This window comes from Candidatus Melainabacteria bacterium, assembly GCA_003963305.1.
Classification (GTDB): domain Bacteria; phylum Cyanobacteriota; class Vampirovibrionia; order Obscuribacterales; family Obscuribacteraceae; genus PALSA-1081.
Genome location: RXJR01000004.1, coordinates 460,163 through 485,091, shown reverse-complemented (window position 1 = coordinate 485,091; position 24,929 = coordinate 460,163). Strand labels below are relative to the sequence as shown.

Annotated in this window: 19 protein-coding genes; 9 read left to right on the top strand and 10 right to left on the bottom strand. The window is 48.7% G+C overall.

The window, feature by feature from the left end; genetic code table 11:
- Positions 1–357: 357 nt before the first annotated feature.
- Positions 358–1,335, top strand: a complete 978-nt coding sequence (locus EKK48_06300) for a hypothetical protein (GenBank protein ID RTL44859.1) — start codon at positions 358–360, stop codon at positions 1,333–1,335.
- Positions 1,336–1,340: 5 nt separating this feature from the next.
- Here EKK48_06300 and coaBC read toward each other — a convergent pair whose 3' ends face one another.
- On the bottom strand, positions 1,341–2,603 hold the full coding sequence (gene coaBC, locus EKK48_06295) for a bifunctional phosphopantothenoylcysteine decarboxylase/phosphopantothenate--cysteine ligase CoaBC (protein ID RTL44858.1): 1,263 nt from the start codon (positions 2,601–2,603) through the stop codon (positions 1,341–1,343).
- Between the two features lie 78 nt (positions 2,604–2,681).
- Between coaBC and metG the strand changes: the two genes are divergently transcribed.
- Positions 2,682–4,370, top strand: coding sequence for a methionine--tRNA ligase (gene metG, locus EKK48_06290; GenBank protein RTL44857.1), 1,689 nt, complete (start codon positions 2,682–2,684; stop codon positions 4,368–4,370).
- A 139-nt stretch (positions 4,371–4,509) separates the two neighbouring features.
- On the opposite strand, the gene EKK48_06285 is transcribed toward metG, so the two are convergent.
- Positions 4,510–5,775 carry a hypothetical protein gene (locus EKK48_06285; protein ID RTL44856.1) on the bottom strand — a complete coding sequence of 422 codons (1,266 nt, stop codon included), beginning with the start codon at positions 5,773–5,775 and terminating at the stop codon, positions 4,510–4,512.
- Between the two features lie 153 nt (positions 5,776–5,928).
- On the opposite strand from EKK48_06285, the gene EKK48_06280 reads away from it, so the two are divergent.
- The 3 genes from EKK48_06280 to EKK48_06270 all read left to right on the top strand — a co-directional run bounded on the left by EKK48_06280 (position 5,929) and on the right by EKK48_06270 (position 10,172).
- Complete coding sequence (locus EKK48_06280) at positions 5,929–7,431, top strand: serine/threonine protein kinase (protein ID RTL44855.1); 1,503 nt, start codon at positions 5,929–5,931, stop codon at positions 7,429–7,431.
- Entirely contained in the window at positions 7,431–8,996 is a 1,566-nt protein-coding gene (locus EKK48_06275; protein RTL44854.1) for a serine/threonine protein kinase, read from the top strand. Before EKK48_06280 ends, EKK48_06275 begins: the two co-directional genes overlap by 1 nt.
- 294 nt (positions 8,997–9,290) lie before the next feature.
- Complete coding sequence (locus EKK48_06270) at positions 9,291–10,172, top strand: hypothetical protein (protein ID RTL44853.1); 882 nt, start codon at positions 9,291–9,293, stop codon at positions 10,170–10,172.
- A gap of 372 nt (positions 10,173–10,544) precedes the next feature.
- Here the strand turns inward: EKK48_06270 and EKK48_06265 are convergent, their stop codons facing one another.
- A complete protein-coding gene (locus EKK48_06265) occupies positions 10,545–11,243 on the bottom strand; it encodes a hypothetical protein (protein ID RTL44852.1) in 699 nt (232 codons plus the stop codon).
- A 1,104-nt stretch (positions 11,244–12,347) separates the two neighbouring features.
- Here EKK48_06265 and EKK48_06260 point away from each other — a divergent pair.
- Positions 12,348–13,088 carry an ABC transporter ATP-binding protein gene (locus EKK48_06260; GenBank protein ID RTL44851.1) on the top strand — a complete coding sequence of 247 codons (741 nt, stop codon included), beginning with the start codon at positions 12,348–12,350 and terminating at the stop codon, positions 13,086–13,088.
- A gap of 4 nt (positions 13,089–13,092) precedes the next feature.
- Positions 13,093–13,884, top strand: coding sequence for an ABC transporter permease (locus EKK48_06255; protein RTL44850.1), 792 nt, complete (start codon positions 13,093–13,095; stop codon positions 13,882–13,884).
- 226 nt (positions 13,885–14,110) lie between these two features.
- Here EKK48_06255 and mrdA read toward each other — a convergent pair whose 3' ends face one another.
- From mrdA to EKK48_06235, 4 genes are read right to left on the bottom strand one after another with little or no spacing between them, the layout of a single operon-like run.
- The gene (gene mrdA, locus EKK48_06250) at positions 14,111–15,940 is read right to left on the bottom strand and encodes a penicillin-binding protein 2 (GenBank protein ID RTL44849.1); all 1,830 of its coding nucleotides are present in this window, start codon (positions 15,938–15,940) and stop codon (positions 14,111–14,113) included.
- The gene (gene mreD, locus EKK48_06245; protein ID RTL44848.1) at positions 15,937–16,545 is read right to left on the bottom strand and encodes a rod shape-determining protein MreD; all 609 of its coding nucleotides are present in this window, start codon (positions 16,543–16,545) and stop codon (positions 15,937–15,939) included. Before mreD ends, mrdA begins: the two co-directional genes overlap by 4 nt.
- Positions 16,546–16,556: 11 nt before the next feature.
- Entirely contained in the window at positions 16,557–17,336 is a 780-nt protein-coding gene (gene mreC, locus EKK48_06240; protein RTL44847.1) for a rod shape-determining protein MreC, read from the bottom strand.
- Positions 17,337–17,370: 34 nt separating this feature from the next.
- On the bottom strand, positions 17,371–18,396 hold the full coding sequence (locus tag EKK48_06235; GenBank protein ID RTL44846.1) for a rod shape-determining protein: 1,026 nt from the start codon (positions 18,394–18,396) through the stop codon (positions 17,371–17,373).
- A 709-nt stretch (positions 18,397–19,105) separates the two neighbouring features.
- Between EKK48_06235 and EKK48_06230 the strand changes: the two genes are divergently transcribed.
- The gene (locus EKK48_06230) at positions 19,106–19,456 is read left to right on the top strand and encodes a hypothetical protein (protein RTL44845.1); all 351 of its coding nucleotides are present in this window, start codon (positions 19,106–19,108) and stop codon (positions 19,454–19,456) included.
- A 14-nt stretch (positions 19,457–19,470) separates the two neighbouring features.
- Here the strand turns inward: EKK48_06230 and EKK48_06225 are convergent, their stop codons facing one another.
- Genes EKK48_06225 through EKK48_06215 form a run of 3 tightly spaced genes read right to left on the bottom strand, consistent with a single transcriptional unit; the run spans position 19,471 to position 22,821 of the window.
- Positions 19,471–20,751 (bottom strand): tetratricopeptide repeat protein, encoded by a 1,281-nt coding sequence (locus tag EKK48_06225; GenBank protein RTL44844.1) that lies wholly within the window; start codon positions 20,749–20,751, stop codon positions 19,471–19,473.
- Complete coding sequence (locus tag EKK48_06220; protein RTL44843.1) at positions 20,705–21,952, bottom strand: glycosyltransferase; 1,248 nt, start codon at positions 21,950–21,952, stop codon at positions 20,705–20,707. Before EKK48_06220 ends, EKK48_06225 begins: the two co-directional genes overlap by 47 nt.
- Positions 21,949–22,821, bottom strand: a complete 873-nt coding sequence (locus tag EKK48_06215) for a 3-hydroxybutyryl-CoA dehydrogenase (GenBank protein RTL44842.1) — start codon at positions 22,819–22,821, stop codon at positions 21,949–21,951. Before EKK48_06215 ends, EKK48_06220 begins: the two co-directional genes overlap by 4 nt.
- A gap of 260 nt (positions 22,822–23,081) precedes the next feature.
- On the opposite strand from EKK48_06215, the gene EKK48_06210 reads away from it, so the two are divergent.
- A complete protein-coding gene (locus EKK48_06210) occupies positions 23,082–24,929 on the top strand; it encodes an acetyl-CoA carboxylase biotin carboxylase subunit (protein ID RTL44841.1) in 1,848 nt (615 codons plus the stop codon).

Here is a 24,929-nt window from a genome sequence, read left to right as displayed (position 1 = left end):
GGTTTGGATATCAAGGCACGGCTCACTAGCTCCTCGGTGTTGAACCGTTATCGGTTGAGTTTTTTTTGGATTTTTTTGAACTTTTTTCCCTGTTCTTACGTTCTACCTGGTAGTAGGACAAATTGAACGGAGGTAATCGTTGTGACAAGCATGCTTACTTACGCCTCAAAAAGAGAAAAGTTGAGATCTCGAATTGCTCAGATTGACGCACTCTTTGCTGATCCCTCTGAGCAGATTTTGTATCTGTACGGGTTTTTTCCTGGTGGGTTGAAGTGCAAGTGTTGTCGGAGTGCGCATCTCGACTTATACAAGGGCAACCGAAAGGCGCGTTGCCTTGTTTGTGGGAAAGTCAATTTTTTGACAGCTCATACGTTTTTGCATGGCGTGCGTAGACCGATCGAATGGTTACGCGCCATGTGGTTGCTCGAGGAGGGGTTCTCTTTTAGTGCCAATATGTTCGCTGACGTAACAGGAATGGCTCCTTCCTCGGTCGGCTCCATGTTTTCAAAATTGTTTACTGTACTTGTTGGAGAAATGGATGATCTCGAGTCAGAGTGCTCGAGTACGTTCGTGAAGACATTCAAGCGGCGCAGCGTTCATACTCCTGCGCTCAAGCACCCAAGTGCCGAGCAGGATATTTTTGACGAGATTGAAAACCAGAAAATGGCCGCTTCGCTAGACTCGCACCTCGAAAGATGTCTTGATGAAATCTATGCGAAACCGGTAGGTGCAACAAAAGTAGCTGCACCCGTCGGCCTGCCGGAGAGCGCGGAACGATCTGACTGTGCTGTACCTGGCGTTCTGTCAGGGAGTAACTCTTATTGCGGGGAGTTTTCTGATGGCAAGGAATTGGTTGCAAGTGCGGTGACTTCCGTTGTTGATTGGTCGAAAGAAAAAAAGGTTTTTAAATTGCTTTCGAAGCAACCGATAAAGTTCGATGCCCTCGGGTCAACTGCCAAATTGTCTATTGGTGACCTGTCAGTAGCGCTTGTACATCTGGAACTGGGTGGTCTAATTAGAACTCTCCCGGGCCATCAATATGTCCGGCAGCGCTTGTTGTGGACCGACAAGTCGTCGTCGAAAAGCGGTAACAAAGATAAGCGCTTTGAACCGTTTTTCGACTTTATTAGTCGAACTTTTCACGGTATAAGCAGGAAATATCTACAGCTTTACCTGGGGGCTTACTTCTGTTATGTGGCCAGGGTTCGCTGGGGAGTTGGTCGGCTCTTCGCGGCTTGCCTGAGAAGTAGACGAATTACACACAGAAAGGTTTTAGCGTTTGTCTCACCGCATGTAGTGGCTTACTATACGCCTAAAGCTGACAGATCACGCTAGTGTTATCATCGAGCGGGAGTTTTTTCCATAGCTGCGAACTTGTTTGCGAGTAAATCACACAGATGCTCAGCAATTGCTCGTTTTGGCATACGGGTGAGATTTTCTCTTGTGCCATCTTCACTCAAAATAACGACAGCGTTATCGTCACTACCAAATCCAATATCGGGAACGGTAATGTCGTTGCCTACGATCACATCTAAATTCTTGCGCTTCAATTTTTGTGAGGCGTTGCTTAAAAGTTCCTCGGACTCGGCAGCAAATCCGATGATTACCTGATGCTTTTTCTTGACACGTCCCAGTAAGTCTAGAATGTCAGGATTTTTTGTTAGCTCAAGGTTGATGTCTTCGGAGACAGTCTTCTTGATCTTGTTGGTGGAGACAGACAGTGGGCGGAAGTCGGCCACTGCTGCCGTCATAACGAGAGCATCACAGGAGTCGAATTCGCTTTCTACGGCCTCTTGCATTTCAAAAGCTGTTTCGACCAGTATGACTGGATAGGCACGCTCGACTTCGACCGTTGAAACCAGCGTTACATCAGCCCCGCGTGCGAAAGCCGCATCGGCCATTGCGATTCCCATTTTCCCTGAGGAGCGATTGCCTATGAATCGCACCGGGTCGATTGGTTCCCTGGTGCCGCCTGCGGTGACCATTATGTGTTTGCCAGACATTGCACCGTGCGAGACGAGCCTGGATGCAATCGCTGCCACAATTGTCTCAACAGATGCCATCTTTCCTGCGCCCCAATCGCCGCACGCTACTTCGCCGAATTCAGGAGGAATAACTTCATAGCGATAGCGATTCTGCAGGACTTCCAGGTTATGCACTACTGACGGATGTTCAAGCATGGTCGGATTCATTGCCGGCGCAATCATTACTTTCGCTTTAGTTGCGAGAATCATCGTCGTCAGCAATTCGTCGCAGATGCCGGTGGCCAGTTTGGCTAACATGTCTGCAGTAGCTGGTGCAATGATCACGAGATCCGCGCGTTTGGCCAGGTCAATATGTTCTGGACGCCATTCACCATTTGCACCATATTGTTCGCAATGGGCTGGGTTACGAGTAATAGTTTGTAAACTGAGCGGAGTAATGAACTCTTTGGCATTTTTGGTCAGGACAGCGTGTACGTCTGCACCGGCCCGTCGCAACATCGAAGCCAAGTCGCAAGCTTTGTACGCAGCTATACCGCCACTGATGCCAAGCAAGATGGTCTTGTTTTCCAGAGGATTGAAGTTTTCAAAGGTTTCTTCACGCTTTCTAGCCCTTTTCATCGTTCTTACTCTCCGCTGCTTCAAGTTAGTTATATTATGTGTCTAATCGGGGCTTCTTCGCTAGCCGCTTGAATTCTCATGAGCGACTTTTTTGCGAGGCGAAGGTATATACGCCTGCCACAATCCACAGATGTGCACACTTCAGCATATCTACTCCTCGACAATCTGACTAAAATCGACAACAAAACTTCAGAAGAGAATCACATGCCCAGCACACAGAAAGCATCCCGCGGAAAGTATTACATCACCACGGCCATAGATTACGTTAATGCCTCACCGCATATCGGACATGCCTATGAAAAGATAGCTGCGGATGTTTTGGCTCGCTACCATCGCATGCAGGGCGAAGACGTCTTTTTCCTGACCGGGGTTGATGAACATGGCTCCAAGGTCGAAAAGTCGGCTCTGCAGGCTGGTCGCACTCCTAAAGATTTTTGCGATGAGATGTCTTCTAAGTTTATAGGCGCCTGGAAGAATCTCGATATCTCGTATGATTCCTTTATTCGCACAACCGAACCTCGTCACGCTCTGGTCGTACAGGAAGTTTTTCGACGCTTACGAGATAAGGGTGACATTTATAAATCGAGTTATTCCGGACTCTACTGTGATGGTTGTGAAGACTTTGTCAGAGAGCGTGATTTGATCGAAGGAAATTGTGTTTTCCATAAAGTGCCACCAAAAACAGTTCAGGAAGAAAACTACTTCTTTAAGCTAACTAAATACAAACCCCTTATAAAGGAATGGATAGAAGCCAATCCTGATGCGGTGCAACCAGAAGGACGGCGTAAGGAAGTTCTTAACCAGCTTGAAGATTCTGAGTTGGGAGATTTTAGCGTTTCCCGTTCTCGGACTTCCTTGAGCTGGGGTATACCGGTCCCTGACGATGATGATCAGGTTATCTATGTTTGGATTGATGCACTTTCAAACTACATTACGGGTGTCGGTTTCCACGCAGACGAGACCCAGTTTGCTCGGTATTGGCCGGCCAACCTGCACTTAATTGGCAAAGACATCACGAAGTTTCACGCCATTTACTGGCCCGCGATGTTGATGGGAGCGGGAGTGCCAGTACCAAAACAAATTTATGCTCATGGATTTATAACAGTGGAAGGACAGAAGCTGAGTAAGTCGATTGGCAATGTCATAGACCCAAATGCGCTTGTTGAGCAGTTTGGTGAATATGGATCTGATGCGCTCCGTTTTTACCTTCTGGCTGCGACTCCCTTTGATCAGGATGGTGACTATTCCAAGGAACGGTTGATAAACACTGTAAATGCCGCCCTGGCAAATAATTTGGGGAATCTGCTTAACAGAACTCTGAACCTGGTTGATAAATACTGTGACGGTCGGGTGCCGATTTCTGATCCCGAACACACTTTGCGAGAGCAAGCAAATACGATTCACGTGGTAGTAGCCCAACACATGGAGCGATTGGAGTTTGCAAGAACTATCGATGCGATTCTTGCTCTGGCAGACCAGGCGAATAAATATCTTGCTGATGAGAAGCCCTGGGCTTTGTTTAAAGAAGGCAAAGATTTGCATGGCCGCGATATTTTGTACACGGCTCTTGAAGTTATTCGTCGCGTGGCGATGGAGCTTTATCCTTTCACTCCGAAATTGTCTCAGGCAATCTGGCACCAGCTGGGATATGACGATCACATCGGAACCATCGGTGATTCGAAGAAGGAAGATGGGTTTTTTGACACCATCGAACCGGGACAGATAGTCAGAAATGAGGGTCCAATTTTTAAGAGAATTGGAGAGTAATAGCTGCACTGACCTGCGGTTTTGACAAATTGCTTTCCGCGAGCAAACCGTTATCGGTTCAGTTAACGGATCTTGGGCTTTCAATCGAGAGTTGTCATGGAATGAATTCAACCGATATCGGTTGAGTAATTGGGAGAGTCTAAGCTCTCCGGTAGGCTACAACACTTTCATAGTCGTTGGATGCAAATTTACTGATTGGTGCAACGGTGACGCATCCCTCTGCACTACTATTGTTTACAACTTTTCCGTTGCCGACATAGATGGCGGCATGTCCGTGCCTGTTGCCGTAGCGGTGCGCAATGATGCAATCACCGGGCTGAGCAAATCGAATAGGTATGGCGCGGTATCCGTTACGGCGCAACGAATTTTCCAACCCGTCTACATTTGTGTCGTGAATGTTGACGCCGTGCGCTCGTCGTAAAGCTGCACTTACGATTGTTGCACAGCCGAGATCGTCGGGTACGTTTCGGTTGAATTCACTTGGTGAGTGTCCGAGCATTGCTTGAAGCGTTGCCCGCATCCGCAGCCAGTCCCCAGAAGCCTGTCTCGGGTAATAGTCGTTTGAATCGCCATCAACTCCGTAATAGTTACTTGAGAAGCGACCAACTGGATAGCTATCACCATCATAGGACTGCAGCCGATTGTTGTTGGGGCTCAATGTATAGCCCTTGTCGCTGGCATATTGGTCGTTCCAGTTTCGCTGCTCAGTGTACTGCTGCTGCCCACTGTATGTATCGACTGGTTGAGTACCGCGATAGCGTAGATCAAATCTGTTATTGACCGGGTCGAACGGACCGCAATACTGGTCATGGGCAGCATAGTATCGGCTGTAGCCGTTATCGTATCCGTTGTAATCGAAGTTGTTTGCGTAATGCAGTTCAGGATTGAAACTGTTTGAGTACCGGTCATTGGGATAGGTGTAATAGCCTGAGTCGGAGCCGGAGTAGACGGTATTCTGCAACCTTTGTTGGCTTTCTAGCTGACGATAGTAGTAGCGTTGGGCTTCAAATGAAGTGGGCGTTTCCGCGATAATCACGCGTGGTGAGACGATCTGACCATAGACATTCCGGTAGGTATTGTCGTTGCTCTCATATATGCTTGGATAGCCACGATAGTCGTAGGAATTTGAATATCTCGGATGGGTCTGGTCTGAGAAGCGGTCATCATCTGGGTTGCCGTATTCGTGGCTGCGTCCCCAATGTCTGTAATGGCGGCCGTCAAGGGAATTTGTACCAATGCTTATATGAGCGCTGCCCACGTCGAACGATAATCCTGCGCTTAGTCGTTGATGTGATAGCGGGTAGTTCGTCCGAACATCCTGCTCGCTGGCAACTCGCTCCCATGATAGGCTGGAAGTTTGCTGCTGGTCGGCAAAATGCCGAGAATCGTCGCATTCGCGTGTCATAAAATATGATTGCTGTAGGGAATCTTCAGGTTAATCTCTGAACTCCCTTTCCACAACACGGTTTCTCCCATCAAGCCCATTGTCGGGAGTCCATTGGATTAAGCCCGCTTATAAAGGGGAAAGTTGACAGAGCGCGCCCTCTCGGAATCGGTTATGCCTCAAAGGGAGCACATAATCCGTTATCGGACTGTTCCAACCTGGTTTGTGCCAACGGTTGCTGGTAGCTGCGCGGGGCTGAGTTTGTCAGTAATTTTCAGTGCGTCGTCACTAGCGCTTATGCTTGTTCCAAGCGTTCCAGCTGGTAGCGCATATGTTTTCCTGGAGACATGTTTAAGAGCGACGGTGGTCGTTTTCCTCATGTTTATAGCTTATTTGACTAATGAGGTGGCCCGGCACGATCAAGTGCTACTTTCTGAGGAAGGGCTCTATTTCCCACTTTTCCTGGGAGCGGATCTTCTTTTCCGGCGACGCAGGAGTTGGGACGATATCGGCAACATCTTGCTCGGTGCCATGTTGTTGGAAGACAGAAAAGGCACATACGAATACGAACTTGAGCAGGCCAAGGACAAGAAGAAACTGTTTATTTACTTCAAATCAGGTGGTCACGTTACCCTTGATCTCGCCCGTATGCCAAAGGAAAGTGTTGAACGAATTTTTCAGTCAATTGAAAGTTGGTGCATCGCCTGCACTCGTTCGCCTCAGATGACAGCCGTCAAGGAAATTAGTCCAGATAGCTCTAAAGCCTCCGCCGTCAAACTGGATAAACTGTCATACACGAGAATGTGGGAAGAGGAATTACATTCGCATTTTTCTGCCACCAATTTCGTGCCACTGGATAAGGGCTGCACCATGCAGGATGGTCGATACTCAATTCTCATGCAGCTTTCCTCTGGTGGATTATCTGCAGTCTATCTTGCTGAGCTTGGTGACAAAGACCTCGTCATTATCAAAGAAGCTGCGCTGCCGGCAGACTTAAAGGAAACTGCACGTACAAAGGCTAAAGCGATGTTCCTTCGCGAAGCAGAAATCCTGCGAGGGATCGCACATCCGCATATTGCAAAGGTTCTGGATAACTTTGTGGAAAGAGGACGAGATTATCTAGTCCTGGAGTTTGTTCCAGGCGAAACCTTGAGGCAAACAGTTCGTAAAACAGGAACACTTTCTGAGCAAACGGTTCTTACTTACGCACGAAAGACGGCTTCTATACTGGATTATTTGCACTCTTTAGAGCCGCCGATTATTCATCGCGATCTGACTCCAGATAATCTAGTGGTGCGTCAGGATGGAGAGATCGTCTTAATTGATTTCGGCGCTGCAAATCTTTTTCTTGGAGCGGCAACGGGAACCATCGTAGGCAAACAAGCCTATATTGCCCCAGAGCAGTTTCGGGGTAAGGCGTCAGTGCAAAGCGACATTTACTCACTGGGCGCGACTTTGTTTTTCCTTTTAACAGGCGTCGACCCTGAGGCGCTCAGCGAATCTCATCCAAAGTGCAAACGTTCTGAAATTTCAGAGCAGCTGGACCAGTTTGTTGCACGTTGCACCGCTCTTGATACCAGTATGAGATTTGCTTCTGCTGATCAGTTGATTGACGTAATTGAAGCTATGCTCCCGTCTACAAAACTCAAACTTGCTCCGTCAAGCGAAGGAGCCTGATGGACGCATCTCTCAAGGCTATGCTCTCGAGTCGTTATTTCTTCACTAAAGGGGTGAAGGCAAACGATGAGTACGAGCAGTTTTGGATTCGTTACAAGCCAGGCAGAGTTGTTCGGAAGCATCTCAGTAAGTATGGTCGGAATGACTTGCGGGTCAAGCTTTGTGCAGTAGGTTTGCTTCTGCTTCTGGCGCTCTATGTGTCTGTCGCGCTTCTACTAGCGTTAGGTTCAATTGGAATGGCATGGATGCTTTTCTCTCTCTTCAACTTGCTTTCGCCCACTCATATTTTGTTGTCGGAAACAGGGCTCCAACTGCATTGGTTGCGCAGTTTTTGTAATGTCGCCGGTCCGATTGTAGGCTGGGATAGGCTTTCACATCTCTCTATTGCCCCAGTCAAAAATACATTCGGTTCAGTCGATGCTGCTCTTGAATTCAACGTATTGGCAAATGGAATCCCGCTGAAGCAACGAATGCTCTATGCACTTTTCGCACCGAATATGACATCGGGGTGGTGGAGAGGGGAGCGCTGCAAAATTATGCTTAAGCTTGATGGAATCGCCTCGAGTGATGATCGTAAGAGATTACAGATGGCATTGAAGAAGTTTTTACCTTCTTATCGAATTGATTCGTCTGTTACTGATGAACTGAATCTGGCAATCCGTGTCGAAAGTTATACAGACCTCTGGCTTGATGCTTTATCTTCTTCGAAGCGAATTCGTCAGGAAATGTTGGAACCTGGCACCCACATTCTCGGCGGAAAGTATGTCGTGGTCAGACATATAGGTGGCGGTGGGCAAGCAGTCGTGTATGAGGCGACTGAACGAGTTTCGGCAGGTAACGGGGCGATTGGCGAGACGCCCGTAATCTTGAAGGAGTTCGTTTTGCCCGCGCATGCAGGTGTTAACGTACGAAAGCGTGTATTGAGTAACATTCAGCGTGAAGCAAAAATTTTGAAGGAGCTTCATTGCGAGAACATAGTTCGGTTCATAGACTTTTTCGTCGATGATCAGCGGGCCTATTTAGTCCTAGAACGCATCGACGGCCTGACTTTGCAAGATTATGTAGAAAATTCCGGTGCTTTCACGGAAAGAGATACTGTTGCAATGGCGCTGCAGATGTGCGAGATCTTGAAAAACTTGCATAGCAGTGTGCCACCAGTAATTCATCGAGATTTTACGCCAGACAACCTTATGATCGACAAAAACAAGCGTTTGAAGCTTATCGACTTTAACGTCGCTGAGCACCTGGAGGCTTCGGACACCAACTCCGTAGTGGGCAAACATGCTTACATTCCCCCTGAACAGTTTCGTGGGAAAGCTTCTGAGCATAGTGATATATATGCCATGGGTGCGACCATGTTCTTTTTGCTAACAGCGCAAGAACCCGAAGCAATTAGCGTATCCGTTCCTCGACAGTTTAATTGTTCGATCAGTAACGAACTTGACGCCATAGTCAGGAAAGCAACCGCTCAAGATGTGAAAGATCGTTTTGATTCGTGGTCTTCTGTTCAGAAGGAGCTTCTACAGCTATGGAATGGTCGGTATGGAGGCAGCCATCCAGATTAAGTTGTCGAGATTACGGTGTTGGAAAATTCAACCGTTATCGGTTGAGTTTTTTGTTTAATCAAACTCAACCGATAACGGTTGGGTTTTCAATTTGGTTGATTCGTTGTCGCCCCTGTTTTCTGAACAAGTTCTTGTATTCCCCATGCGGGCAGTCAAGGGGGGCAGGCGCGCTTATTTTGCAACCAAAACGAAACAGAATGTTCTCGATTGGGCGTAGAACCGGTATTCTGATTGACTGGTGTCCTGTGTTGTACTTAGTTCCATGTTACTAGTTGAAAACTCGTGAGAGTTCTAATGCCAAAAGACGTTTCTATAAGTTTTCCCGAGAAGCAATCCTTGGGCAGCCTTTATGTTGCCGAACATTCTTTTCCTCATCTGCGCAAGTGGGTTGGTGAAGCTCGTGGAAAGATTGTAGTTCGACTTGAAGATGACCGCATGCTTGGAGTTGCTTTGGGTTCTCTGGGCTGGGAAGGTCTAGCGCATACAGGAGAGAGAGAACTAGCATTGCTGGAGTCGCTGGATGTATCGACCTGCCATTTTTCAGAACGCTCACTTTCGCACGATATTGCTCTGGCTAACTTGTCGGAAATAAGGTTGGACTATCTAAAGATAGGCGACCCCGAAGTGCGCTTGCTGAAGCGATTTGAGGGATTGAAAACGATCTGGCTGACCGGAACTGAAATCACAGATGGTGGCGCACGCGAGTTTAGAGAATTCAGGCAGATCGAAAATCTTGTGCTGAAAAGCACTGGTATAACCGATCAAGGTCTGTCAAACATGGGTGAGATCACAAGTCTCCGTTGTTTGAACTTGCCAACTCAAATCACGGATCGCGGATTGGATTTCCTAAAGAACTTTCCATCGCTTGCGAGGCTAGATTTGTCATTTACGAAGATAACGAATGAGGGACTGAAGCAGCTGGAAGCGCTTCCAAGACTGACTGAGTTGTATTTGAATGATACCACCATTGGTGACAGTGCCGTGCCACATCTGACGGAATTGGACAGTCTCAAAGCTTTGTTCTTGAGTGGCACAAGAGTTTCCGACGCTGGATTGACTCATCTTGAATCGTGCTCTAAGTTGGAGCATTTGGAATTGCGGGATACTAGAGCTACCGAAATTGGAGTGGCTCGTTTGCGTTCGCGTTTAGCTAACTGCGCAGTTTTCGGTCCATAGCGAAAACTGACGTTAGGCTCATTGCTGCTTCGGTAGAGCTTGTTTTAGTTGTGGTGTTTTCATCTGAAGAACATCATATTCCTGGTGTTTTTTCTGTGAACTCAGCAGAATGCCACAGAACAAGACAATCAGTCCTATGACGTTGCCAATACAGAACCAGGAGACCGTCGAAAGTTTGTCCAACACAGTTACCCGTGAGTCTCATCTGCTCATAGCGTAGCACGGCAAGCTGCTAGGAGCTTATTGCAGGTATTGCAACCTACAGCCTAACAGCGGCCAGGGAACGCTCAATAGCCAGTCGTGCCGCTAAACTGCGAGCTCAGCGTTCTCAATCCTGTTGGGAACTCTGAGCTCTTCATACGCAGGCCGCATCTAATCGTTGGCGATGTCTTTTCTCTTCACCCAGGAAAAGAATCGACTCCACCACGGACGGCTTGCGTTATCGACTTCAGAACGCATTTTTGTTAGCTTCATGCGTTCAATTTCTAGCTTCACTTTGGCGAATTCTGCTTTAAATTCCTCAGCTGTGAACGCCATTGTTGCGGCACGCTCTGACTGCGCTTTGAGATCTGGAAGCAACTTTATTTCATTCTGTAGAGTCGCCAATCTTGCCCGATCATCTACTCTGTCAGTGAGTAGTCGAATGATCGTGCCCTGCGCTTCCACCAGCAGTGTTTTCAGTTCGGCTATTTCTGCGGCTTGGTCTGCTGATGAAACAACGTCCCGCACCTCTATTTGTGGCGGAGCGAACGAGAGCTGATGGCTTCCGTCATCATCATCGCTGTTTTTTACCAGCTCGACGAAACCTTCCATAATCTGAATTAGTTCGGCTCTGGACACTTTTGGTTTGCCGCTTTCCGAATTCTTTTGAATCGGTGCGGGTAGGTCCATTGTCTCGCCGACTGAGTTGTTTTCGGTGCTGCTTGGTTGTATGACACCGGTTACAACGTCGTTTGTGCTTTCTTTCTGTTGCTCGCCCTCACTCACAACAGTTTGAATTTCTCGGTCCTCAGCAAAGAGGTGTGTTAGCGCGTCCTGCATAGCAGATTCGGTCATTTCCGCTGCGGTCATTTGCACTCCTAATCCATTCCCCAGACCTCATTATCTCGACTCCAACATGTATTGTCTAGTTTTGTTTTGGTGCTATATGTGGTGCATATTTATAGGCATGCTGGCTCGAGTATATGAATACTAATGGAACGCCCCGATCCTCGGAATGGTGAAATTCCCCTGGGTCACCTTAATTGTCAAGTGGTGTTGAGCAGGTAACCATTCGGGCGACTTCACATTGACTTCATTTAAGTCCGCCCAAATTAGAGTCATTTTCATTTGTGCATTTGGGATTAGCAGGTGTTCGGTTGGTTTGTATCCGGTTGGGTCAGGTCGGCGGATTGGTCAGGTCGGTGACCTTGGTCACTGGGTGTATGCGGTTGGGTCCGGTTGGAGAACTGGTTAGGTCGGAGGATTGGTCATGTCGGTGAATTGGTTAGATCGAAGGATTGGTGAGGTCGGCGGATTAATTAGGTTGGTGACCTTGGTCGCTGGGCGTATCCGGTTGGGTTAGGTCGGAGGATTGGTCCACTCGGAGGAGCGGTCCACTCGGAGGAGCGGTCCGCTCGTAGGATCGGTCCGCTCGTAGGATCGGTCCGCTCGTAGGATCGGTCAGGTTGGTTGGTTTATTGGTTGGTTGGCGGTCGACCCTGGTAAGCAGTTCTGCGCGCTCGGTGTTGGCACTTTTCGTTCTTTAGTTGGTTGTACATTGTTGTTGCAAATTCCGAGTTCGGTCCTACCAGCTAACCCGATGGCACCAAATACGGTGCATCATTGAATTCGAAAATCATGTCTTGGTTGGAAACTGTAAATTGCGATCTTGTCAATCTGCATGTTTTCCAGTATGTTTGTCTGTATCGAATCACAAGAAAAACATACGGGTAAAGTTAATGGAAGAAATTTTGAGAAATGCGGGTTTGACGCTGCGTCATTGACGAGCGACCTCGGTATTCGTTTGCGGTGATATTCGCGGCAGCCCAGTGGGCTTCCGGGCGATTGCATAATTGTGCTGAGAACGCTTGTCTGACCTGGTAAAACAGGGGACTTTGAGCGGCTTGGTGCGATGGTAATCGCCCGTTTATGCGTTTGGTTTTTATTACATAACTATCTGGAGTGTTGGTCAAAATGAACAACATAGTCGAAGTGCGCGGTCTCAGGAAGGAATTTCGAAAAACCGTAGCGATTGAGAATTTGAGTTTTGAAGTCAGGCAAGGTGAAATTCTTGGCTTTCTCGGTGCCAACGGTGCCGGTAAGACGACAACGATATTTATGCTGCTTGGATTGATAACGCCAACCAAAGGCACTATCAAAGTATTCGGCAGAGATTTGAGGTCCTCCAGAGTAGAGATTTTGCAGCGCATGAACTTTGCTTCTGCCTATCAGCAATTGCCCTACAACTTGCTGGTCTGGGAAAACTTGCATGTATTTGCTGAAATTTACGGTGTCAGGAATAGCAAAAGGAAGATCGATGATTTGCTCGAAGTTTTCGAGCTCTCTCATATGCGAAAGAATCTGACGGGATCTCTCTCTTCTGGTGAGCAGACCAGGCTGACGTTGTGCAAATCATTGCTCAACGACCCTGATTTGCTTTTGCTCGATGAGCCGACAGCGAGTCTGGATCCGGATCAAGCCGACAAAGTTCGCAAAATCATAGCGGCACGTCAGCGAGACACCGGAATGACTGTAATCAACACGTCTCACAATATGTTAGATGTGTCGGAATTGTGCGACCGCATTCTGTTTATGCAAAAGGGTCATGTTGTCGCAAATGGCTCCGCCTCAGAATTGCTAGATAAATTCGAAAGCAAGAACCTGGAGGAAGCCTTTATCACAATGGCTCGAACCCAACTTGTAGAAAAGGTATAAGGAAATGAACTGGAGAATAATTTGGGCCCTTATTGTTAAATACGCTTTTGCGTGCTCTCGCAACAACTTTCGAGTCATGGATATCTTCTTCTGGCCCGTAATGGACCTTCTTTTATGGGGATTCGTGACTGTATACATGTTGAAAGTCAGCAACGCAGTGCCGACCTTTATCACGTTCTTCATCGCCGCAATTATTTTGTGGAATGTGTTGTATCGTGCTCAACAAGTGGTCAGTGTTTCATTTTTGGACGATGTCTGGTCGAGAAATTTGCTCAACATTTTTGCTGCTCCAATTAGAGCCACCGAATATGTGGGCGCATCCTATGTTATGGGATTAATTCAGTCTACGGTCGTGTTGTTCATATTGGGCCTGCTGGCTTACTTTGTGCATTCCTTGAACATACTGACGATGGGTCTGCACCTCGGACTGTTGTTTGCCAACTTGATCCTCATGGGGTGGTCTATTGGACTGATGACCACGGGCTGCATTTTGAGATGGGGACCACCAGCGGAGGCTCTCGCCTGGGCAATTCCTGGTGTGATTCAGCCTCTGTCTGCGGTCTTCTATCCAATCAGTGTGTTGCCGCTTTGGTTACAACCGTTCGCGGTTTGTTTCCCGGCATCTCACGTATTCGAAGGAATGCGTGAAATATTGGCTGGACACTCTTTGAGCTCGGAACACTTGCTCTGCGCATTTCTGCTCAATGTTCTGTACATGGCACTGGCTGCATTCATGTTCAAATCATGCTTGGATGGCGCTAGAGAACGAGGCTCACTCGTTAAGTATGGCACTTGATAAGTGCCATACTTAATGCTGCAGTCCGGTAAATTCAACCGTTATCGGTTGAGTGACGAAAATGCAAACGTTATCAGTTGATGCCGAAATTCAACCGCTATCGGTTGAGTGATGAAATTCAACCGTTGTCGGTTGAGTGATGAAGATTCAACCATTATCGGTTGGGTTCGTACTTGGGCAGGATTTCAATCCAGGAAAAAACTCAACCGTTATCGGTTGAGTTTTTCTAGTGATGTCTCGGCTTTATAGTCGACTTCGGCTTTGCCGCTGCAGCAGACTGTTCGGCGGTTTTAGAAGCTGTGTCGATTTCGAAAAACTTCTCCAGCACTGCTTTAGCAATTGGCGCGCAGGTTGTTCCACCGTGACCACCGTGCTCCACAAATGCGGCAATGGCAATTCGAGGCTTGTCGGCTGGCGCGTAACATGCGAACCATGCGTGCGTTTTACTTCCTACTGGAGGCGCCTCAGCTGAACCTGTTTTCCCAGCTACTTCGATACCGCCAAGTTTTGTGGCTCCACCTGTTCCGCTGGCAACCACGGCTTTCAGACCTGCCAGAACGACGGCCAGATATTCAGGGTGAGTCTTCACTTTTTCGGGACGAGGAGGCGGAATTTGACGATCGCCTATCTTGATAGCAAAGTGAAGGTTTGGGACCTGTCCTTTCATGCCGAGTCCGGCAAATATTCTTGCCGCTTGTGCAGGTGTTACCTGAACGTAAGTTTGTCCGATCGACATGTGTAAAGTATTGCCCGGGTACCATTTCTCGTGATAAACGCGCTCTTTCCAGGCCGAATCTGGAACCAGACCCATACCTTCGTGTCGCAACTCTAAACCGGTGGTGCGGCCAGCCCCGAACTTTACCCCCCACTCTTTAATCTGTTCGGGCTTGAGTTTCAGACCCATCTGATAGAAAGCTGAGTCCCGCGACCAGGCAAGGCACTTCACCAGATCAAACAATCCGGTTGAGTGAGTCCAGTCACCGAAAAAGAAGCCACCAAGGCTGATACCGCCAGAAACTTGCAATTTTGTATCCGGTTTGACCACTTTATTTTCTAATGCTGCCAGAAGCGTAATTGCTTTCCAGATCGACCCGGGTGGAAATCCTGAAAGGGCGCGGTTAAAGAGGGGGTGATCCGGTGCGTTTATACGTTTCCAAACAGCCGGTGTTATTTTTCTTGTAAAGACATTTGGATCGAAACTGGGGCGCGATACCATGGCCAGGACTTCCCCGTTTTGTGGATCTATGGCCACCACTGCGCCCGATCTTGCTCCCAGCGCCTGATATGCGGTTTTCTGAAGATCGAGATCTATGGATGTGACGATCGAACGTCCCGGCACAGGTTCTTTCGTGATCACAGGTTTAGAAGTTTCGGCTGACAGAGATTGTCCCATGGCGTTAACACGCACTCGTTGTTCGCCGTCGATACCGCGAAGTTGCACATCGTAGAGTCGTTCGATGCCGTCTTGCCCAACGATATCTCCCATGTGTCTTTCTGGACGAAGTTTCAGTTGTGCCTGTGTGATTTGACCACAATAGCCAAGAGCGTGCCCGACCAACTCACCTTGTGTGTAGTTGCGGCTGATGTCCGGCAGAATATCGATGCCCGGTAGGAACAATTTTTGCTCGTAGAATCTGCTTACAATATCGACATCAAGGTCTCGTTCTATGACCACGGGCACCGGCGAATGTGAGGCTTTTGCCTTCAATATGACGTTCAAGACTTTAGCCGGTGGCTCGTCGAGAACTTTTGCCAATCGATAAGCCAGATCCTTTGCATGTTCTATCTGCATTGGAATCGCAATCATAGAAAGGGATTGTTTGTTTGTCGCAAGCAGATTCCCGTGTCTGTCGTAGATAGTGCCCCGGGGCGCACGCAGAAAAGTTACGCGAGTCGAATTATCGATGGCCTGGTTTCGATAGTAGTTGTTTTGCAAAATTTGCAGCCAGCATAAACGCGCAATCAGAGTGACAACAGCCGCTGCGATTACCACCGACAGAACTATCATCTTGAGGATGGGATTGTAATTTTGGCTGCCTAATACGTTCTGTGTCATGTCGATTGCACCGTGTCACGTTCTTTGGAGAATTTGTACCATTCGCGCATCGGGAAAAATATGAATGGTGCCATGAGCGCGTTGAGAATTGCTTCTGGAAAAGCGATCGAACTCAGCTGCTGTAAAACGTCCGGACGACCCATCATAGCCAGCTGCAGTGCCGTTACCGTTTCAGCAAAAATGGACGCAAAAAACACCAGAGGAATGCAAAGGAATGTAGCTTGATTGAAATTCTGCAAGGTGAAATAGCCCGCGATCCAGCCAATCAGCGGATAAGCAATAGGATAGGCGGGGATGACCGAGGCGAATAGAGCGCCGAAAAATGCGCCGACCAGGGCGCCGCTCAATGACCCGGAGAGCGCTTGCCGTGCGATTACCTGTCCGAGAGTGCTGATGCGTAGTTCATTTGGTCGCGGGGCTTGCAGAGGCGATCCAAAAACTGAACCCCATAAGATGGTAAAAGTGAGGGGTAAGCTGGCCAGAACATTATTGAAGGTCATCTGTGTGAAAACCGTTAGTTGAATCAGCCAGGCGAAACACACAACCAGAGCAGTTATTCCAATTTCGCCAATACGCTTTTGAGTGCGAACCGACATCAGCGCCATAGCTTCGCTCCTTATTCAAGCGGGGGCAAAACCAGTACCTGGCTTAAATCGTAACAGTTCTCAGAAAGCTTTACTTCGATTTGCAACGCTGCTCCATTGTTTTCGCGGCGTACGGCGCTGACTATGCCTACTGGATGGTTCTCTGGAAAGGTGCCGCCCTTGCCGAGACACATGATCTTGTCGCCTGCATCAACGTTGGTGCCGACTGGAACATAGTCTATCTTAGCTGGACTGGCGTAAGCACCAGAAAGAATGCCAGTCAGTCCTATCCTGGAGATTACCACCCCCAGTTTTTGATCGGGATCAGTTAGTAATCGCACTACGCTGGCATCGCTGGTTGTGCTTACGACTTGTCCGACGACGCCGTCACTGGTGATTACGGCAGAACCTTTTTTGACACCATTTATGGTGCCTTTGTCTATTACAACCTGGCTGAACCAGTTATCCGGGTTGCGCGCGATTACTTCTGCCGCAATTGTTTTGCGGTTTGACTTCTGCTTCAAATTGAGTAGACTGCGCAGCTTATTTGTGTCTTGAGACTGCTGTCTCAATCGTGTCAGCTCGAGCTCTTGCTTGGCCAATTTGGTTTCGTAGGCTTTGATTTTTTCAGAAGATTCCAGAAGTTGTTGGGCGAGGTTTTTGGTTGATTCGACTTGATAGGAACCCTTCGCCACGATCGAGGTAATCCATGTTTGCGCTCCCAGCACCGCCCCGCTGATAGGACCCGCTACCATCCATATGAGAACGAGAATGAACACGAATTCCGCGGTGGATTCCGTGTCTACACCCATTCTGCCTTGGTTTGGAGGGGGCACGAGCGAGCCCTCAGTTTTGCGAGATACACTGCTCGAGAACGCGGCGGAATGTTGGTTCGCTCAGCATTCTGCCAGTTCCGATAGCAACGCACGAAAGCGGGTCGTCTGCGATGAAAACCGGCACTTCAGTTTCGTCAGATATCAGTTCGTCCAATCCTTGCAATAAGGCACCGCCGCCAGTAAGCATTATGCCTCTGTTGAAGATGTCTGCCGCTAACTCGGGTGGTGTGCGTTCCAGTGTTCGTCGCACTGCTTCGACTATCTGGTTGAGCGGCTCACCAAGAGCTTCTCGCACCTCTGCGCGACTGATGGAAACTGTTCGGGGCAAGCCGTTTATTAAGTTCAATCCGCGTACTTCGTAGCTGTCGTTTTCAACTGAGTTTCGGGCTGAGCCGAGACGGAATTTGATGTCTTCAGAGGTGCGTTCGCCGATAGCCAGGCTGTGCACTTTCTTCAGATATTGCACGATAGCGTCGTTCAATTCGTCGCCTGCAATGCGAATCGATTCATTGACGACGATGCCGGAAAGACTGATAACAGCAACTTCAGTCGTACCGCCGCCGATGTCAACAATCATCGAGCCGGTCGGCTCGGCCACTGGCAAGCCCGCACCGATAGCCGCTGCCATCGGTTCTTCAGGCAAATAAATCTGACCAGCTTTAGCTGTAATGGCTGCATCTCTGATCGCTCGTTTCTCTACGCTGGTGACGCCGGACGGCACGGCAATCGCCATGTATGGATTCATGAAGCCGCGATTACCGCTCACACGTTCGATAAACTTTTTGAGCATCACTTCGGCGAATTTGAAATCGGCAATGACGCCGTCTTTCAGAGGGCGGCATGCCGTGACGCCGACTGGCGTGCGACCGATCATCGCCCTTGCTTCCTCGCCGACAGCGAGAACTGTGTTTGTCTGATCATCAACAGCGACAACAGACGGCTCCCGCAAGACGACGCCTTTCTGGGTCAGATATATAAGCGTGTTTGCAGTCCCGAGATCGACGCCAATTTCTTGTCGGAAAAAACCTTTGAACAATACTGCCAAGCCCCGCGTGAAGTCGTCAGCACCAGATGCTGATACTCGCCAAGTTTAACACAAATGCCCGTCTGATGGCATTTGAGAGCCTTTGGTAAGTAAAGGATCACAGTCTGATAGGCTTCATTTTTGTTCTACTATCGATATATTCGCGCCGCGACTTTGAAATATTTTGGCTCCCCGGGCTAACGCTATTTGCATCTTCGGGGATATTGCGAGGATTTTGGCTATTGTAGGGACCTGTATCCGAGTACGGATGTTCGTAGCAAAGTGATAGGTCCTTCATACTCTTGTACAAGCGAAAAGCAGCTGTCATCGAACCAGCGCAGAGTTCCGACAAATTTTTCTCCGTTGCTGAGAAGAAATTCCAACTTGACTTTGTCTCTTACAAATTTTTGCAATTCCGCTACGCTCGGACTTCTGTTTTCTGGTCCGCTGAGAGTCATAGATTGCTCGCCTTTATAGCCGGGATTTGATTAGGGTACTCAGAGCCGTCAAGCATGTCAAACCGGCCTCGATTTGGGAAGTGGTAACTGCCAATTCAATGGTTCGGCTCAGGTTCACCGCCTGCTTCAGTGCTCGCTTCTTGCTGCCATTGCATGTGGTGCGTCTCCAAAAAAATAACAGTCAATAGCCTCCCTGCGACCTGGGGAAAACCTGGTGTTGTTTATAAACGCAGATAGTCAAAATGGCTCTACTGGAGTACGTGATGCAAAAATTGGATTGGAGACAAAAGGTTGTTGTCACAGGAGCGCTATGCCTGCTGTGTTTTCTGTCTTATCTATTCTTTCGAGTGCGCATGGCGAGCGGGCTGCCGGTAGTTCACACTCTCTGGAGCATCGAACTCGCGTCGCTCTTACGAACAACAGCTAAATCAGTGCAACTGTTGGGACTTCTCGCCTGTGTCACAACCATCTGCGCCGCAATAAAGAAGTGCAAGAAGAAGGAACCATATATCTATGTGCAGGTGCTTCAGGCGTCTGTGCTTGGTGCTCTCAGCTTCCTGGCTCCAGATCTGGCAACCAGCGCCATACCGATATTATTTGGACTTGATTTTTAAGTACGTGTCAACGCTTAGTGGGAGGCACCGTTTGTGTTCGCCGTCTCCTTCGTTCTTCCGAGCGATTTTAAAATGGAGTTGTAGGCTCTGACAGCTGCAATTGTATCGGGATGTTCTGCTCCCAGAGTCGTTTTTCGCACGGTCATCGCTCGCTTATAGTAGTGCTCCGCTTCCTGAAATTGCTTTTTCTGTTCGTAGTAGTTGCCGAGACTTGTAAGGTCGTCGGCGACTGCCGGATGCTCGAATCCGAATACCGACTGGTGCACTGACAATGCCTTTTTCAAAGCTGCTTCCACTTGATCGAAATTACCCCGAGCCATGTTGATTTTGGCTAGACTGGCTGAGATTCCTACGGTTGTAGGATGGTCTTTTCCCAACACTTTCTGATCGATTGCCAGCGCTTTTTTGAAGTATTTTTCGGCTTCCTCATAGCGTTTTTCGTGGAAGTATAAGTTGCCAAGGTTTCCCAGCGTGACAGCCACATCTTCGTTGTTTTCTCCCAGAACTTTCTCTCGCACTTTCAAACATCGAAAGTAGAGTGCCTCAGCTTCGGCAAAACGTCCCTCCCGGTCATACAAGGCCGCTAAGTTGTTGTAACCGGAAGCAATGCTTGGATCGTCTTTGTCGAGAAGCTTTTCTTTGATGGCGATGGATTTTTTATAGAGCTTCTCAGCCTCAGGATAATTTGCTTGTAGTGCATACAAGACAGCCATATTCCCTAGTGTTTTGGAGACGGTTATGTTGTCGGATCCAAGTAATTTTTCTTTGATTGAAAGCGATCTCTTGTAGGCTTTTTCGGCATCTGAGTATTTACCAGTCAGCCGTTCCAGCTCGGCGATGTTATTGAGCGTGGCGGCAAGGTTTAAGTCATCTTTGCCCGTCTTCTGAGCTTCAATCAAGGCTAATTGAAAGAGCATCGACGCTCGCTTGTAATCAGCGTCTGCCATCGCTTTTCGGCCTGCTACGTTGTACTTTGACCAGAGTGTTTGTTCTGGCTCCTCCGTATCGAAACCAGTTTTCTTGCTGGTTCTCGCTGCCTCACTTCGGTATTCAGCTCCTTTGAGCTTCTTGAGTCCGCTTGAAACAGGTGAACGGGTCGCAGCATCACCTTCATAGGACCTGCCAGTGTTCGTCCTGCCGGTACCATCATCACCAGTGTAAGAGTCGCTGCCCCGTGCTGCCGTAAACAGCCCGTCGTTTAACGAGCAGACGGTTATCGTCGCGAAAAGAAATCTCGCTGCCTGTAACCTAATCCGGTCCATCGGTCGAAAGCGACGCGGAGTCAAGCGCTGCATCCAACTTCTTGGGTGTGTTTGGCTGAATTGTCTTGGACGTATTAACCGTATATTGGCGTCCTTTCCAGTTGACCTTGCTGCCGCTCAAAACTAAGTATGCTGCGTGTATTTGTAACCACGTCACCGACAAAGCGCCAAATGGCAGCCAGAAGAAGTGCCACCATGTCGTGCCGGCGCGGTGTTCAGCTGTCAATCTGAACCACAGCATGAGGATAAGTAATTGCGAGCCGACAAGCAGGCTGATAGGCAAAAGCAATGGTGATGGATCTGCCTGCATCCACATATTTGCTACAACGCCCAATTCAATAAACGGTGTCAACAGAACCGTATTCAAAAGCGCGATGATGGCGAGCAGATTGATTACGTGGCTATCAATCAATGAATACAGATTCTTGGTCCAGCCCTGCCACATGCTCTCGAGATCTGTATACATGCGCACGCTGTACAAAGTTTTGCCGTCTGCCACAAGAATTTTATAGCCCTTTTCTTTGAACACTCGGGCAATGGCATGGTCTTCGACAATTTCATCACGTACGCTTTGATGACCGCCCAGTGCATCATAAGATGAACGGCGGCAGATGATGTATTGTCCGTAGGCGTAAGCCCGTTTGGCTTTGGGATTATTGACGCTGTGAAATGGGTCGCCCAGTACGAACGAACTGAGCAATGTAGGCATGACCAGCTTTTCCCAGAAACTGCCTAGCTCCTGCATCGGCACAAACGAGACCAGATCGGTTTTGTTCGTTATCGAGTAAGCCACGGCATCTCTGATTGAAGATTTTGCATGGCATGTATCGGCATCGGTGAAGATGTACCAATCGCCTGACGCATACCCGACAGCGTGCGCCAGCGCATTGCATTTACCGATCCAACCTGAGGGAGCGTCTTTGCCTTGCACATACTTAACGCGGCTGTCGCGTTTGGCATATGCTTCGATTATTTCACCAGTGCGGTCTGTTGATCTGTCGTCAATAACGATCAGTTCAAAGTTTGGATAATCCTGAGCGAGTAATGAGTCCAGACATCTTTCGATTTTTGCTTCTTCGTTTCTGGCAGGCACAAGTATGCTGACAAAAGGCAAATTCTGGTCGGCAATTTTGCATCGCTCGACATTACGTAGAAACGTATAGAACGCTACGGTAAGCGAAAACATGAAGAGGATAACGACTGCATTGACGAGAACAAAAGTGAAAAAAATCATCCGGCGTTACCGTATTCGTAGAACCCCTTACCCGTTTTGCGGCCCAAGTGACCGGCTGAGACCAACTGCCTCAAAAGAGGACATGGTCTGTATTTTGGATCCCCGAAACCCTCGTGCAGGGTTTCCATAATGTGCAGACAAATGTCTAACCCAATGAAATCAGCCAGTGCCAGCGGCCCCATCGGATGGTTGTATCCGAGTGTCATGCCGGTATCTATTTCTTGAGGCGTTGAAAGTCCTTCCATCAACGCGAAAGCTGCTTCATTAACGAGCACAAGACCCAGACGCGTCGTGATGAAGCCCGGCATGTCTTTTGCCGTAATGATTGTCTTACCGAGTTCGTTTCCGAATGCTTTGGCGCTTTCTAACGTGGCTGCACTCGTGTCGATGCCTGGAATCAGCTCAAGCAGTTTCATGATGTGAGCGGGCGAGAAGAAGTGCATGCCTATGAAACGATCGGAGCGTTTGGTTGCCGATGCCAGACTCGTAATCGGCAGAGACGATGTGTTCGAGGCGAATATTGCTTCCTTTTTGCAGATGCCGTCCAGCTTGCTGAATAAGTCTCTTTTGGCTTGTAAGTCTTCGGCAATTGCTTCGATTACCAGGTCTGCCTCAGCAGCTGCTTCATGACTGGTTGCTGTTTTAATGCGACCTCGACACTCAGCCAGAGCTTCGGCTGTAATAAAACCCTTATCTACCGAACTTTTGCCGAACTTCTCGACGGCTGCTTCGGCGCGCTTCAGTGACTCCTGAGAGATATCGAACAGAGTTACTGTCGCTTTCGTTTTGGTGGCAATCAGATAGGCTATGGCTGAACCCATAAAGCCGCTCCCTGCCATGAATACATTGTTGATAGACGCCTGTGACATGGTTTTCTCTTGCCAACTTGTGGGATGCACTCGATCTGTACGCAATCATCCTATCATCCCAGTTTTTGGCTTTTCTGGCCACGCAACAGTAGTGGAAGTGTCTACCAATCGCACGTTCAGACTATATCGCTTGCCATGAGGCGGTCCGAAAGAGTTTCATAAGGATTTCTAATTCCCTTTTTATGCCGATTATTTGGTAGCTTTGCAGATGCATTTTTAGGCCCATAGTTGACATACACTTTCACAATCAAGAGTCAGACATGTTCAAGAAAATATTAATTGCTAACCGCGGTGAGATTGCAGTGCGCGTTATAGCGGCTTGTCGAGAATTAGGCGTACAGACTGTCGCCATCTTTTCTGAACCCGACCGCGAGTCGAGGCACGTGCAACTTTCTGATGAGCAGTGGCGGTTGGAAGGTCAGCCGGCTCGCGTATATCTTGATCATGCTCAGATTCTTGATATTGCCAGAAAAGCCGGAGTCGATGCTGTGCATCCAGGTTACGGCTTCCTCTCTGAAAATGCCGAGTTTGCCCAGGCTTGTCTGGACGCGGGCATCAAGTTTATCGGGCCGACCCCTGCTGTAATCAGAGCAATGGGCTCGAAAGTGGAAGCCCGTCGAGCCATGGAAGCAGCCGGAGTGCCGGTAGTTCCGGGTACCACCGATCCAGTCACAGATCCGAAGATTGTGAAGGAGCTTGCCACTAAATATGGTTACCCTGTCGCTATTAAGGCTAGTGCCGGTGGTGGTGGCAGAGGTCTGAAAGTCGTTCGCAACGAGCAGGAAGTGGAGAACGCACTGTCCTCAGCTCAGCGCGAAGGACAGAGCTATTTTGGCAGCAACGAGGTTTATGTCGAAAAGTATCTGGATGCTTCGCGTCACATCGAAGTGCAGGTGCTTGGAGATGAGCATGGTAACGTCATCCATCTTGGTGAGCGCGATTGTTCGAGCCAGAGACGCCACCAGAAGCTGCTCGAAGAAAGCCCGGCTGTCAAACTGGGGGCTGAAGTGCGTAAACGCTTACTGGAAGCGGCTGTCAGAGGTGCTGCCTCGCTGAAGTATAGCTCTGCCGGTACGCTGGAGTTTCTTGTCAGTGGTGACGAATTCTATTTTCTGGAAGTCAACACTCGCGTTCAAGTTGAGCATCCCATCACGGAATTAGTCACAGGCGTCGATATAGTTAAAGAGCAGATTCTGGTTGCCGATGGAAACAAGCTTTCTCTTACTCAAGACGATGTCGAGTTTCGTGGACATGCGATTGAATTTCGAATCAACGCTGAAGATGCATTGAAGAATTTCATGCCCAGCCCGGGCGTTGTACACACTTATGCCGAGCCCCGACTTCCCTGGACTCGCATCGATAGCGCGTGCTATCAGGGCTATCAGATATTGCCTTTCTACGATTCACTGCTGGCTAAGTTGATCGTCTGGGGCCGAGACAGAGAAGAAGCGATTGTTCGAGGCAAGCTCGCTCTGAACAGCTACGACATCAAGGGAGTAGCAACAACGATTCCGTTTCAGTTGGCAATTCTTGATGATTCAAAATTTCGCGCCGGTGAGATGACCACGAAATATGTCGAGGCCGAGTTGATCAAAGATTTTATCGCCAGGCATCAGGCGCTCGCCGCCACTGCCAGTAGCGCCGGTCAAGCTGAAAAAAAAACAAATGACTCTTCGCCCTCTCTGAATAGTGATTCATCGTCAAAAACCACGCGTAGTTTTGAGGTGGAAGTAAATCAGAAGATATATAAGGTGGCTGTGACTGATACCTCGCCAGCTCCGGTTGCGGCGGCAGGAAACAGCAGGGCCGCGGTGGCCGCACCAGTACCAGCACGAGCTGCTCGCCCGATGCCCGAACGCGCGTCCAGGAAATCTGCTCAATCGTCAGGCTCGGGAGAAGTGCGCACTTCTATGAATGGTCTTGTTAAGGATCTGTTTGTCAAAGTCGGCGATACCGTTTCGGTGGGGCAGAAGATTGCTCTTTTCGAAGCAATGAAGATGGAACAGGAGATACTCGCTGCCACCGCCGGTAAGGTCTCCAGCATTGATGTGAAGCCTGGTGATACCGTTGAATCGCAAGCTTTGCTCATGGTTATATCACCAAACTGA